8 protein-coding genes are annotated in these 13,558 nt (G+C 57.3%); 4 read left to right on the top strand and 4 right to left on the bottom strand.

Annotation, left to right across the window (positions count from 1 at the left end):
• Positions 1 to 522: 522 nt before the first annotated feature.
• On the bottom strand, positions 523 to 1,659 hold the full coding sequence (locus tag ACR9ZQ_RS00365; RefSeq protein WP_481426509.1) for an esterase-like activity of phytase family protein: 1,137 nt from the start codon (positions 1,657 to 1,659) through the stop codon (positions 523 to 525).
• Positions 1,660 to 3,214: 1,555 nt separating this feature from the next.
• On the opposite strand from ACR9ZQ_RS00365, the gene ACR9ZQ_RS00360 reads away from it, so the two are divergent.
• The 4 genes from ACR9ZQ_RS00360 to ACR9ZQ_RS00345 all read left to right on the top strand — a co-directional run bounded on the left by ACR9ZQ_RS00360 (position 3,215) and on the right by ACR9ZQ_RS00345 (position 8,278).
• On the top strand, positions 3,215 to 3,877 hold the full coding sequence (locus ACR9ZQ_RS00360) for a Urease operon accessory protein (protein WP_481426508.1): 663 nt from the start codon (positions 3,215 to 3,217) through the stop codon (positions 3,875 to 3,877).
• A complete protein-coding gene (locus tag ACR9ZQ_RS00355) occupies positions 3,861 to 4,163 on the top strand; it encodes a hypothetical protein (protein ID WP_481426507.1) in 303 nt (100 codons plus the stop codon). The genes ACR9ZQ_RS00360 and ACR9ZQ_RS00355 overlap by 17 nt, the downstream gene beginning before the upstream one ends.
• Before the next feature lie 1,064 nt (positions 4,164 to 5,227).
• Positions 5,228 to 5,791, top strand: a complete 564-nt coding sequence (locus ACR9ZQ_RS00350; RefSeq protein WP_481426506.1) for a cytochrome P450 — start codon at positions 5,228 to 5,230, stop codon at positions 5,789 to 5,791.
• A 531-nt stretch (positions 5,792 to 6,322) separates the two neighbouring features.
• The gene (locus ACR9ZQ_RS00345; RefSeq protein WP_481426505.1) at positions 6,323 to 8,278 is read left to right on the top strand and encodes an ATP-binding protein; all 1,956 of its coding nucleotides are present in this window, start codon (positions 6,323 to 6,325) and stop codon (positions 8,276 to 8,278) included.
• Between the two features lie 700 nt (positions 8,279 to 8,978).
• On the opposite strand, the gene ACR9ZQ_RS00340 is transcribed toward ACR9ZQ_RS00345, so the two are convergent.
• The 3 genes from ACR9ZQ_RS00340 to ACR9ZQ_RS00330 form a co-directional block, all read right to left on the bottom strand.
• On the bottom strand, positions 8,979 to 10,028 hold the full coding sequence (locus ACR9ZQ_RS00340; protein WP_481427254.1) for an MBL fold metallo-hydrolase: 1,050 nt from the start codon (positions 10,026 to 10,028) through the stop codon (positions 8,979 to 8,981).
• Between the two features lie 109 nt (positions 10,029 to 10,137).
• The gene (locus ACR9ZQ_RS00335) at positions 10,138 to 11,265 is read right to left on the bottom strand and encodes an FAD-dependent monooxygenase (protein ID WP_481426504.1); all 1,128 of its coding nucleotides are present in this window, start codon (positions 11,263 to 11,265) and stop codon (positions 10,138 to 10,140) included.
• Between the two features lie 222 nt (positions 11,266 to 11,487).
• Positions 11,488 to 13,101 (bottom strand): GMC family oxidoreductase, encoded by a 1,614-nt coding sequence (locus ACR9ZQ_RS00330; protein WP_481426503.1) that lies wholly within the window; start codon positions 13,099 to 13,101, stop codon positions 11,488 to 11,490.
• Positions 13,102 to 13,558: the final 457 nt, after the last annotated feature.

The raw sequence follows: 13,558 nt of genomic DNA, 5'->3' as shown, positions 1-13,558 counted from the left end.
TCAGCTTCACGGGCGTCGGCTATCTCAGAATGAGCAATCGAATGAAAATGACGTCATTTGAAATACGGATGGCGCAAGCAGACCGGATTTGACAGAGACGGGTATTGATGGATTTAGCGGACGTTCTCGGCCGATGTCGCCGTTTGGATGCGCCACGCATGAAGCAGATTGAATCGCCTGGCCGCCAGCGCACCAGATCGCATGCGTAAGTGAGTGCGCCCGGAAAGCAGGACGGCAAGAGAAAACTGCGACATCGACGTCAGAAACGCCTTTGAAGGCCGCGCCAGGAAGCACCGTGCGCTCCGTTCCAGCAAGCAGCTTGGAACGCCATCGTTGCTCGATGCCTGCCGAAGGCAGATCGGCGACGGCAAAACGCCGGCAGCATGCTTGGGCATGCTGCCGGCGTAGTCAATCGAGATCCGGTTCTGCAGTCCAATCTCCCCCTCCCCGAAAAGGCGAGGTGCCGGGAGGCAGGCAAGATCGATGCATGGGCGAGAATCTATCGGCGCCTACACATGCCGCTTACCGGGGTGAACGCTTGATCAGGAAGGCGTAGAACTGGTTTCTCTGCGAACCCGAGAAATTGTTATCCGCAGCGAGGATCAAGACATCGGTGCCGTCCTTCGCCTTGCCGATGGCCATGGATTCGATGTTATCCGGGGTCAGGCCGATGGCGCGCAGATCGAGAATCTGGCTTTTGCGAATTGGCACGATACGCTCGTCGCTCTTTGCAAGCGATGCGATGCCGGAAACGTCGGTTGCATCCGCCAGATCCATCATGAAAAGCTTGACGTTGTTGCCAAAGCCCTGCGCGAAACTGCGCTCAACGGCAATCAGACGATGGTCGTCGAGGGCAACCATTTCCGACAAACCATTGTCGTTGCCGCCGCCGGCCTTCGTAGCGACCTGCGGGATCTGCGAGACCGGATAAACGTACTCGGCCTTCGGCTCGCCAGTCGTGCCGTCGTAGTGGATGACGCGCGACAAGCTGCCAGTCGTGAGTGACGGGTTTGGCCCGTCCTGAAACAGTGCGGCTTCAAGTCCGGCAAATACGTCACCCGATGGTGCGACGGCCAGAGCTTCAAAACCTAGGTTGTCGCGAATACCGGCCGACTTGTCGGACGTCGGTGCGAACCCGTCGGGCAGTTTCAGCTCTCGCACGAAAGCGCCATCGGGAGAGGTCACGCGAACGAATGGGGACGCGAGGGTCTTCGCGTCGCCTTCATTGCCCCAATAGGCGCCGTCCCCGCCGATCCGAATGGATTCCGGGTCGACATTGCGGGGCGCGAAGGGCTGGCCGTCCTTATCCTTCAGCACGACACGATTTCCGACCGTCACGCCGGTCAGCCCGGAAGCGCTTACATCGATATCAAGATCAAAAAAGCGAGCAGGAGCTTTCTCGGAGCGGTCGTCGCTGATGGCGATATAGCGACCGGTAGCGGCGACGAAATCAAGTCCTGAGATGCCGCCCAAGGAAGTACCATTTTCCATGTAGTCGGCCGGCATGACGAATTCGCCCAGATAGGAGAGGGAAATTCCTGCCGCGCAATCACCAAACGGGCACGGTGTCTCCACGGTCGTGCCGATTTCGGTGGCATGAACCGACGCAGTACTGGATAGAATGACAAAAGAGGCAGTCACAAGGAAACGCCCGAGCATATTGGTTCTCCGATATTTGCGAAATTACAGGAAGCGACCGCAGCTTTCATCGGCTGAAGTCTTGATGGACCTGCAGTCACAAGGGTGATGGTTTTGCGTTCTGCAGGCTTGTAAAGAGCGACGTGACGGACGCCGGTGGCGGAGATCGACTTCGTGACCTGAGATCCTCCACAGCGCTGTTAGCCTCCCGTCGGCATCGCCAGATTCCGGTCCCCGCTGCGATTGTTGCTCTCGCTCACAGTGTTCGGCGCGCGACGCGAGCCTACGATAACCTGCATCACTCAACGCCGGCGCCGACCGCAGTTACACTGATGGCTTTGGCGTGTTGCTCGCTCGTTTCAGAAGCAAGGTATTTTGATTTCAACTGGAGTGAATGGCGAGGGCCCTGTGATCGGTCGCGCTGTTTCGGTCAAGACGGCTCTTGGAAGGAATGCTAGCTATTCCGCCGGCAGCCGGCCAACTCGATCTGCCCGAGGGAAGCCATTTTTGATAGGTTATGATTCTTTGCCACCCGGGAAGTCGGCTAGGTTCAAGTCAGCCCAGCAGCCAATCATGGAGAAGACCATAAACGATACTCGCCATAACCACTGCTAGGCCGGTGGCCAGGGACATCAAGAATTCGCTCACGCGAAACGCCATAAGATCGGCTTGACCGTTCCTGCTCCCGGGAACCAATTGCCGCGGCTCGTAGGTGAGCTTGTCACCGGAAAGCAATTCTCGATTGACGACTACCAGTCTGGGATACCGGCTTCTGTGTCCATGCCGTAATGTCGATGCTCGGTTGGTCTTCACGCGTAACGGGCCTCCGACGATAAGACGACGTCCCTTGCGAGCTCGCGTATGGGATCGAGACGCTCTGGGACAGGCAACAATACCGTTCGCAGAATCGAGCGCGATGCCATAGACATCATGCCGGTCATCGTGATTGCAGAAATCGTTGAAAATGGACGCCAACATAGGCAAGCGAGAGAATCTAGCGCGCTCAGGATGGTCGATCAGGACTGCGAGCATGTTGTTCCAAATGTTTGTCTCCCAGGCGAGGTATGAAAACCTTAAACCTTCGCGCTTCGCGCAAGCGTTACAATCAAGCGTTCAATGATTAGCGTTGTAATCCGGAAGGCGAATTTCAATTCAACCGCTCTTCCATGGCGCTTGCGCGCCCACCCTGACCGGCGACGCCCGTGGAGCGAAAACGGATCAGCCGGCAAGCGTCTGCAGCTGAACCCGACCGCGTAGAGGGCAAGCCGATCGAGGCGCGACGATTGCCGCGGTGCGACGGACCGTTACGGCAGGAATGCCAGCAACCACCCCCCTGACGCCGGGCCATCGCTCGAAGGCGATCTATGATTTTCGACAGCTGCAAGGGGCCGCCCTATCGCCGCTTCGCCAGCCTCATTCCAGATCGCGTAATGCCTCCCCAAAGCGTCCATTTCAGACGGGGCCAGACCTTTGAATGCAAATGAAATCGGGAAGGGCAACGTGGACATGCTTTTGAAACCGAAACCCTGAAAGCTATCGACCGGCAGCAGGGTTTGGGACAATGAGCAGAACAATCATGATCGTCGGCAACGGCGAGGTAGGAGAAGGAGGAGCGGACATCATCGACGCTGCCGACTTCGTCATCCGCTTCAACGATTGTCGTTCCTTTGGCCCCGGCGGCACACGTACCGATGCGGTAGCGGTCTGCAACACCGGCCGGCCGGCGAAGGCCATGCTCGGCTCCGGAAGCTGGCGCGCCCATCCGGGCATCGTCGACGCCTCTGAAATCTGGAGCGTGCGGGACCTCGAAAAGTTCGCGGCCATGCGCGCGCCGCTTGCCGTCTCCCATCCGGAACTCGATGATTTCTGCGACGACTATACAGACCTGTTTGGCGACTTCTGCACTGGCGCCGACAAGCTCCATCGAATCGTGAGCCAACGTATTCATGATGCCGTCGACCGGGCGCTTGCGACGTTGGAACCGGCACCTTACGTTGTGCCGAGCAGTGGCATTATCGTGATCGGCGAAGTGCTCGACAGCTATCCAAACGACGAGGTGGTCATAGCAGGTTTTGGCCATATCGGTTGGGAGGGCCATCCGTTCGCTGCCGAAAAGCAGCTGGTGGATTCTTTCGTCAAGGCTGGTCGCCTGCAGCGTTTGTCTCAGGGTGGCGTGCGTTCCCCGGTACGTGACCTACAGTCTTCAGCTGATCGATCGATCCATGTCACGAGAAACTAGGGCCCTAACGTCGATCAGGCTGATCGCCCGCGACGGCAAACTGTTATCCTCCGCACCGGAAGCGGCTGAGACGAAAGGCGCCGACCATGCCATCCACCAATCCTCCCTCAGGAAACAGGATGCGCAAGGTGGCGTCCTCCGGGGGCTTTTCCAGCCCGTTTTACTGATTGAATTGGCCTGTTGCCTGGTGTTTGCTGCAGCGATCGTCATTGTCGGGTGCGCCTATGTCATTGCGACGCGCGCCCTGTGGCCGATACTCTTGCAAAACTATGAACTGATTTGGTGAGCGCTGACGCTCAACGCTACTGGCTCGCGAAAGGCACGCATCCAGCGAACTCCTCCCTGCCTGCCCGGTGCGGTCGAACCGCTTCAGAAGACGCTTCGCGCCAGTGGATGACGTCCCATCAAGGCCTAGTCGCGAGTTCTCAGCATAATCTTGCGAATGCGAAGAACGCGTAGCTTTTGCCCTGATCGGAGATGCGCCATTGCCAATGTCGTGCCCGCGTCTTCAGCCGATGGAGAGGTGCAACGGCTCGTCGACGTGTTCGTAGCGACAGGCACTCAAGCGAAGCATGGAGCCTTGGACTATTCACCAGTCAGCGATCACTTGTGACATTTGTAACGGCTTCTGGAAAAATTGAAACGGTCTTATGGGGTGCAGACGGCACGATAGCGCTTTCGCCAATGAGGATCCGCCGTTGACCAGAACTGATATGATGCCGTCCGTCACCCCCCCGACCTTGTGTTTTGCCGATTTAAACGCCAAGCCTCACCACACTTTCGCAACATACCGCCCGTCTTTGCCTTTCTTGCGGCGGGAGGACGGCGCCTACCTTGTCTTGCGCGCGGCCGACGTTGGCGCACTGGTAAAAGATCCAAGGACAAAACAGGTTGAGACTCAATGGCTTGAGGGGCGCGGAATCACTGATGGGCCGATTATGGATCTTGTTTCAAACAGCATGCTGTTTTCTAACGACGAGGCCCATCGACGTAGACGACAGCCGCTGGCGAAGTGCTTTTCGTTTCGCATGATGGAGGGCATTCGCCAAGACGTACGGCTGCTCGCAGAGGATCTTGCAAGCCGCAGATTGGATGGCGATAAGCTAAGGCTGCGCGATGACTATGCGTCGGCGATACCCTCGATCACGCTTGCCGGAATACTTGGCATAGATCCTGCCGATGTCCCCTTGTTCACGTCGATCGCTTATCGTGTATCAAAGATATTGACGACCTCTTGGACTGCCGAGGACATTCCGGGTATTGAGGTGGCCGCGCGCGAGCTAGAGGCCTATTGCTCAGATCTGATCGCTGACAGGCGCAAATCGCCGAGAGGCGACTTCATATCCGAATATGTCGCTTGCGTCGATCAGGACGCAAGCATGTCCGCGATCGAGGCTATCATGCAGCTTGTGTCCATTGTTCTTGGTGGAACCGATACGACACGCGCCGCCATCGTCATCCAGGCCGGGTTGCTTCTCGAAAGGGCAGATCTGTGGGAAGCGCTACGCGAGGATGAGAGTTCTGATTGTTCCTGCCGTTGCGGAGTCACTACGACTCGAGCCTGCCGTAGCCTCCATTCCGCGACTGGTTGTGGCCGACATCGAATTGGATCAGCATGTTATCCCTGCCGGCAATGTATTGATACTGTCGACCATGTCAGCGCTGCGCGATCCCGAAGCGTTCCCCGATCCGGAGCGGTTCTCTCTGTATCGCGAACGCCCCCGGTGGCATCCTGTCTTCGGCGATGGTGAACACCGGTGTTTGGGACAGGCCCTGGCGCAACTTGAGCTCGAGGAAGCGCTTCGCGCGCTGGTTGGGTCGCAATTTCGGCTCCGGCTCGCGGGTCAGCAGCTGAACGTTCGGGGACATGCAGGCATCAGGGAGGTCGACGAATTGGAGGCTCGCTGGACCTGAAGGCGCCCTGCCATCAAGTGGTCGATGTGCAGGCGACACAGTTCGTTTATGACAAGTTTGCCTGACAGTAGAACCCACCGTTTATGGGCGCGAGTGAGGTCGCCACTGTTTCCGCGTCGACGTATCGGGTACCGTTGGTTCGGTCTTGCGTTGAGGCCGTTCGGGGTGCGCCCGTCATCGAAGCCTTCGATGGTGAGACCGTTGCAGTTTCGGCCTTTGCCACGGGTGAAACTCCGTTTTTAATGTCCATGCGTGACGCTCGATGCGTTCAGCTCGAACCCTGCCGCATTGACGTAGTAATTAAATCTTTCGATTGAGCGAGTCGCAGTGTTGAGGCTCCGCCTCCAGCTGGTCAAGCCAACCGGGCATGGTTGCTGTTCGAGAGCGGGGTTCGCGTGGACGTCGAACTGGTTATCGTCGGGTCCAAAAACACGCCGCAAAGGGCAAGGTCGGGGGTCGGCGAGACTGGCTTCTCAAAGTATCCGAGTGCGCACCTTCGATTTCCAATCCACCGTATGAGCAAACACGACCATGCCGAGAATCTGGCCCAATGCGATGACAGCAAAACCGTCAGTCGATAATTCATTGAAAATTCTCATAAGTCTTTTCGGTGCGTTGCTTTTCGCATTGCTGGCATCAAGGCATGTGCCTGTGGAGGACTGCAAATACTGCGGTATCCTTCCAAGCGTCTCATCCTTTTCGCCTTTTGCATGCGCCAGTGTGGCAGTTTTTCTCTGCGCCTATGCGTCAGTGCTGACGTTCTGGGATAGAAGGCAGGCTCGGTCCATCAATCGATTGCTGGAATGTCAGTCGCTGCTGAATGGGTTTGGACATGCGTTTGACGATAATCTCACTCGAGGCGAGTTTGGTGTCGTGGCAAAGAGAGCTCTGACGGAATTCGCGCAATATTTCGGGGCGGATGATCTCAGGCTCGAAATAGTCGAGCCGCGCACCGGCGTCACCGTCGAAGAATTTCTTAGTGCCCGGTCCCCTCCTCCCACTGAGCCCGAAGTCAAAGCTGATTTTTTAATGCGTATAGGAACTAAGCGACCAGACGAAGAGCAAACCGCATCCCATTTTGTCGATCTCGGGAGGACGCAAGCCAGGGCCATCAAGGGCCGGATGACGACGCTGGTTGCAGCAGCGGTTACAACACCGCTGGGGCGTGTCGGTATCCTGCAGATGGCCTATCACAAGCCCCGACATGCGTTCCGTGACGATGAGATCCTTCTGCTGTGCGCAGCGCTGTCAGGCCTTATTCAGACAGCCGTCGACCATTGCAAGCGAAAGAACCGTGAAGATCTCGAAAGACGCCTCAATCATGCCGAGCGCGTCCAAGCTGTCGGGACTTTGGCCGGCGGCATCGCGCATGAATTCAACAATATCCTTGGCGCGCTGCTTGGCTACGGTGAGATGGCGCTCCAACGCGCCGGCGAAGGCCACAATGTAGAGCACTACCTCCGCGAAATGATGATAACCGCGAGACGAGCGGAGTTCATTGTGAGCCAGATCTTGACCTTAAGCCGCAGTCGCGAGCAGGAAAGAAGACCAATCAACCTGGTGGAAGCAGTTCGCGACGCCCTCCCGCTTATATCGGCCTCTCTACCCAATCTGGAAGTGAACGCGCCGCTGGTGTCCGACGAGGACTGCAAAATGCTTGGTCATCCCGTCGAACTCCAGCAAATCGTCATAAATCTTTGTAAAAATGCATGCGAGGCGTCAAGAGGCCAGATCCGGGTAGATATCATTGTCGATGTCATCCTCGTCGACAATGTAAAATCACTTTTTTTAGGGCTTCTCCAGCCCGGAAAATATGTTCGTATCCGCATCGCAGACAATGGAAAGGGCATTTCCCCAGGCACGTTGCCGCGTATTTTTGAACCATTTTTCACCACAAAGGCCGCCATTGGCGGGACCGGGCTCGGCTTGGCGGCGGTTCACGGCTTGGTCACCGCGATGGACGGGCGGATTGATGTTACGAGCAATGTTGGAGAGGGTACGTCGTTTGAAGTCTATTTCCCCCATTCGGCACTCTTGCCAACTCCCACCAATCAATTTCTCGTTCTTTCACACGTCATGCTGGGGGATGGCCAGCTGATTGCTGTTGTCGAGCCTCATTGCCGTGATCTTGCGAAGAATGAAGAGAAGATTGCCGCACTCGGCTATGAGCCAGTGGGGTTCTCGGACCTCGGCCTGATGGAGGAATGGTTATCCACGCAGGTCCCAGACGTGATTATGATAGACGTGCGGTCAATTCCACCGAACCATTCGGCGCGCGATATCGAAAATATGGCGCGTGGCGTGCCTGTCATCTTGATCTCACACGGCGGAGATGAAGAAATTTTGAGTGCCCCGATTGCTTCGCGCTTCACGTTACTCCGAGAGCCATTGAGTTCGAGAGCGTTGGCCGACGCGATCAGAGAAAGCCTTGTGAAGGAGTTCAAACAAGTCCGGTATTCGGCCCACCATCGCTCGGCGTCCGAGTGACCAATGAACGATCGTCCGTCGTGTTTCTGTCACATCAGGTAAGCTTGCCCATGTGAAGGGTGACGCCTGATCCATCCCGTAGAAATCCCCGGAGCCAGAATTGGCTTTCGGGGACCTTCCAGGTTTTCCTGTCATGGCGGCATGCCGGAAAGAAAATACAAAATCGTACAAAGTCTCGCAACCCGCGTGATGGCACAACGGAGGTCGTTGCCAATGGCCGTCTCTCGGCACCAACCAGGCCGGGCGCATGGCTGACAGATTCACAGTGTCATTCCAAACGGCTGACATCGCTGCAGCGGCCGTTGCTCACGACCCGTTCAATATCGCATCGCGAAATCCCTATATCAACAAGCATGAAGTCCTCTGATCCCTTGAGCTCGACGATTGCCCTCCGGACGTCTCGCCGCCGGCGTAGCGCTGCAACAAGTCGCACCAATTGCAGCAAGAATGTTGGCTGGATAATTCGCATCGTTTTCCCGATGTTGATTCAAACAACCGCCGACCCGCGCAGTGCGCGCCCGCGAGCCTCACTATCGACCATCCGCGTCATCGGATTATTGTCGGAGTCCGAAAAGCCATTGCATTTGTAGTGAGCGACAGAGAACCGGGTTGTCGTTCTTCTGTTATGGTCCAGGTACGAAATGGGGACTTTCGGGTCCCAGTTTTGTATCGTTGTTCCAGAAAGGCTGCGACAGCGCCGCTAAGGGTGCTGGTGAATGGGCATCTGGGCTACTTGCATGACGGAAAAGAGCGCGAAGTAAATCACCGCCACGATGCAGAACAGACATGCCGCGACGATTCCTTTTCGCCACAACGCCTCCTCGTCGTCGTGATTCCCTGGTTCCGCGTCGAAACGCGGTTCCTGATCGTCATCAGGCGGAGTAGCGCCTGCCCTTGAATGCGCTTCCGAGATTTTTGCGATCATTCGTTCTGGTTCACCGTTTTGAATTGTTGCCGCACGCTCGTCGCAGCCAGGTTCGATGCGGCTTTCGTTCCTATGACGCCGACCGGCCGATCGACCTCGGGTTGGCGCCGTTTCGCTGGCCGGGCCTCGAGCGTTCCCACGCATAAAGGTGTTCTCTTTCATAAGAGCGATTGTCGCTGGGCTCCGTTTCATCAGCGTTTCGATTGCCGTTAGCCTTCTTAAGGACGAAACACGTCGCGGCTGGAGGAATCGACTTCGCGAAGGTCTGCACCTGGAAAGGCCTGGGCGGGAAGCGGCACAAGCGGCCACGATGGCGCAGATCGTCTGCCAGAGTTCCTCGGCGCATCCTCCCGGAAAGTCGGCTCGAGCTGTCCCCACGTCAGGCAAGAAAACGGTATCGTTTACGAACGCCACGTCTTCATTGTGAAGGATGATCGATGCGAGCGTATGACCTGGTGCATATGCGACCGCAAGGTCGACACCGCCGATGGTGATCGTGTCGCCATGGCGAAGCAACCGGTCCCATTGCCGTCCATCGACGGCCAGTTCCGGCAGATCGTAGCGCTCCCGCCACATGTGCTGAACGATACTCACCCGTTCTCCGATTGCCGTCGGCGAGGCGGTGCGGTCTGAAAGATAGGCCGCCGCCGACATATGATCGGCATGAGGGTGAGTATCGATAATCAATTCCACTTTCAGTTCATGCCTCCAGACGAACTGAAGCAGTTCGTCTGCGCTAACGGCGCTGAATGTCGCCGAGCCTCTGTCGAAGTCGAGAACCGGATCGATGATGGCGCACGCGCGGCTGGCAGGATCCCAGACGATGTACTGGACCGATCTCCGTCGGCTGATGGAATATGCCGTGAACGTTTGGTCGCATCAGTCTCCCGCCGTTTCGCGGGAGACTGATCACTCGCTTCCTAGCGAGCCACCGTCAGCCGCGCTCCTCAGGTCCCACGGTCAACAGGGGAGGCTTCAATGCCCCATAGGAGCGCTCGTAGAGCCGATCGCCGAGGTGTTTCAGTGTGAAATTTCTAAGAATGGGCGAAAGGCTGCGTAACATGTCGCGAGCGCGCGCTTGCTTGCGCACCCAGGCGACACGGTGTTGCCTATGTTGACGGAATCGCCGCATCATAAGGTCCGTGGATGAGCCGTCCGAAACAACCTCGGCCAGGACCAGGGCGTCTTCAAGTGCCATGCCAGCGCCTTGCGCCATGCTAGGTGAACAGGCATGGGCGGCATCGCCTATGAAGACCAGACCGTCCTCGCAGTTGCTAAAGTCAGGGACCTCCTGAAGCTCACTGAAATGCATCTCGGCGCAGGAGTCCAGTTGGCTGATAAGCTGGCCCAGCGGAGAACCAAAGTCTCCGAACATGTTTTTGAGGTCTTGCGCAGTGCCGCCCTCGACCTCCGACGTACGGCAGTCGGCATAAAGATATACCTCGGTGGCGCTAATTGGAATTGCGAGGAGGGTCTGGTCGCGCCCGAGCATAGCCGTCCAGGATGATATGTTCGCCGTGTTGTCGGTCACCGTTCTCCAGCACGATATGCCCAAGGCTCGAGGCCTGCAGTCAGTGGTGGCTCTACGGAGCCATGAATTCACACCATCTGCCGCAACAACGAACCCGCATTCCCTTGAAGTGCCGTCGGCCAATAACACACTCATACCAGCGGATGTCCGGTGAACAGCCACGATTGCCTTTCCGTAACTCACGACGGTGCTTTTCAGCGATGAGAGCAGGGCCTGGATCAGACGAGAACGTGGCATGGCGAGACAGGGGCCGCAACTGGACCAGAAGTCCTCCGCTGATAGAGCGTGGATCAGCTCGCCGCCTGAGGAGAGGATGTGCTGTTCTTTGATACGGCGACCATTGGCCTCAAGCGGGTCCAGCAGCCCTAGCTGATCGAGTGCCCGGGTGGCATTTCCCAGCAGAAATATACCTGCCCCACCAAGCCTCGGTCCGAGGGACTGTTCGTAGACTTCACATTGGTGGCCTCTGATCTCAAGTGCCTTCGCTGCGGCTAGGCCCGCAATGCCGGCGCCGGCGATGATTATCTTCATCGAAACGACCTTTCTTAATCGCGATGCAATGGTCGCTACGGGGTACGAGTTTTCCGTCCACCTTGGTCTCGTGCCGTGACGTCCGTCTGTCGACGCGACAAGGGCGGCGGGTGAAGTCGCCCGATCATGCCGCGACGGCCATGATCGGGCCTACGACCTGGTTAGGACCGCTCACACGCCGAACTCTCAGATGAGCGAGAATCTGGCATGTCCCCGCCTTGGTTAGGCATCTGTCCCATGCGCAGCCCTCAGTAGTTCGGCGGCACGCTCGCCAATCACAACGCACGGAGCCATCGTGTTGCCGACAGGAATCCTCGGCATGATCGATGAATCGGCTATACGCAGGTTGTCTATTCCGTAGACCCGCAGCCGAGCGTCAACCACAGACATGGAATCCAGACCCATCTTTGCGGTGCAGGACTGATGCCAGTAGGTCACAGCGGAATTGCGGATGAAGCTCTCCATGGTGGCGCGGTCGCGCGCAAGCGGGATCACCTCTCGCTTTACCAATGCGTTAAAACGGGTGCTATTGCCCAGCTCTCGGCAGAGTTCGACGGTACGAAAAGCCGTCTCGAGGTCGCCAGGATCGCTGAGCGAGTTGGGAGCGATCACGGCGGGGTCGCTGTGTCCGGGTCCCGACAGCTGCACCCGCCCACGACTTTTGGGCTGAGCGAGACCGGCGAACATCGTCCAACCATGTTCGGGAGCTTCGAGCCCGACTTCCGGCGGCGGCGGTACGGCAAATTCAAGCTGGCATTGAATGAGATCAGGTGCGGTCAAGCGCGAATCACTCCTGGCGTAAAGCACTGCCTCACATCCACCGCCGCCGACCTGCTGCGGTTTTGCGTATTCCCACGTGCAGCCAAATGCGATGTGATCCTGATGGTTTTCGCCGACGCCAGGCAGGTTTTGGACGATCGGAATGCCATGTCGACGCAGTTCGGCCTCAGGCCCGATCCCCGACTGCATCAGCACCTTCGGCGTGTGAACCGCCCCTAGGGAGAGAACGATTTCCCGACCGGCCTCGAAGCGTACCAGCTTGTCATCCACGATCGCCTCAACGGCCACCGCTTTCGATCCATCAAGGACGACGCGCGTGACATGCGCAGCCGTCAACACCGTCAAATTGGGCTGATGCATACGGGGGTAGGTATAGGATCGAAAAACCGATTGCCTATTGTTACCTTGAATGCGCAGTTCTGCGATTGACGCGCCCTCGCCCGCCTCCATCATCTCGCCATTGGCGCTTTCGAAGGTCGGAATTCCCATTATACGGGCAGCTTCCAACGTCGCATGCGCCAGCGGCTGGGGCGCCTCCGGCTGTGCGACGAAAACCGGTCCGCCCGTACCGCGGCGAGCGGGGTCGGCCTTGCCCTGCCAGTCCTCGATCCTCCGGTAATATCCGAGAATGGATTCGTAGCCCCAGGCGGCGTCGCCGGACTCCTGGGCAAAATAATCCCAGTCACTCTTGTGCCCACGGGCCCAGACCATCACGTTGATGGCGGATCCACCACCAAGGACCTTGCCCATGTTGAGGGGAAGTCGGCGACCATTGATATGGGGAGAAGGCTCGCCCATGAACGCCCAGTCCCGCGAAGAGCCCAAATTTAGCGGCCACTGCCCCGGTTCTAAAATGGACGGCTCCGCGTCGTCTCCGCCGGCTTCGAGGAGAAGAACCTGTATATCCTTGTCCTCTGCCAATCGACCAGCCACGACAGAGCCGCTCGAGCCGGCACCGCATACGACGAAATCGAAATTTTTGCGCAGTTGCTGCCGCAACGTCTTCTGGTTTTCAAGCACGCTTTGCCTGATCTGATCGTCGTTGAAATGTGTCATGCATCACCTTTTGGTTCGATGTCTGTCGCCCTTGGCAACACGGCAAAGTTCGTCCGTTGTATTTCCACGGGCGTGTTCGTTGGCTGTTACAGTCTGGGTGTTCTTGATTTCGTTTGAAGTCCAAGGATCTGAACTTCGTGGCGCGTGCAAGTTGAAGGCCCCGGGCGCCGACCCCGCGGTCGCCAGTCCCTATTCACCCAGGTTCTATTGACGGTTTGAACAGCGTCATGGGTGGCTTTGTCGGCCGGCTTGTGATCTCCGCCTCGTCGCTAGCGAAAGCGGGATTGACCGGTGATGCGACGGCAATCGCGCTGTCGCGGCGATGGAATTCTTTGATTTTTCAAACATTCATCTCCTCGGATATCGCGATAATAATTATCGCAATAAATAATATTGTTCATACATCACGTTTTCTGTCAACCTGTCTTTTCGATTTCGAAAAGAGCAATTCGCACAG

It is taken from the genome of Rhizobium sp. KNZ14-9A, assembly GCF_056755015.1.
The sequence above is the reverse complement of the archived record's forward strand: the minus strand, read 5'-3'. Positions and strand labels throughout refer to the sequence as shown.

Excerpts from the sequence above, each read along its gene's own strand:
- ACR9ZQ_RS00365 (WP_481426509.1), bottom strand. The coding sequence starts at position 1,659 with ATGCTCGGGCGTTTCCTTGTGACTGCCTCTTTTGTCATTCTATCCAGT.
- ACR9ZQ_RS00360 (WP_481426508.1), top strand. The coding sequence starts at position 3,215 with ATGATCGTCGGCAACGGCGAGGTAGGAGAAGGAGGAGCGGACATCATC.
- ACR9ZQ_RS00355 (WP_481426507.1), top strand. The coding sequence starts at position 3,861 with ATGTCACGAGAAACTAGGGCCCTAACGTCGATCAGGCTGATCGCCCGC.
- ACR9ZQ_RS00350 (WP_481426506.1), top strand. The coding sequence starts at position 5,228 with ATGTCGCTTGCGTCGATCAGGACGCAAGCATGTCCGCGATCGAGGCTA.
- ACR9ZQ_RS00345 (WP_481426505.1), top strand. The coding sequence starts at position 6,323 with ATGCCGAGAATCTGGCCCAATGCGATGACAGCAAAACCGTCAGTCGAT.
- ACR9ZQ_RS00335 (WP_481426504.1), bottom strand. The coding sequence starts at position 11,265 with ATGAAGATAATCATCGCCGGCGCCGGCATTGCGGGCCTAGCCGCAGCG.
- ACR9ZQ_RS00330 (WP_481426503.1), bottom strand. The coding sequence starts at position 13,101 with ATGACACATTTCAACGACGATCAGATCAGGCAAAGCGTGCTTGAAAAC.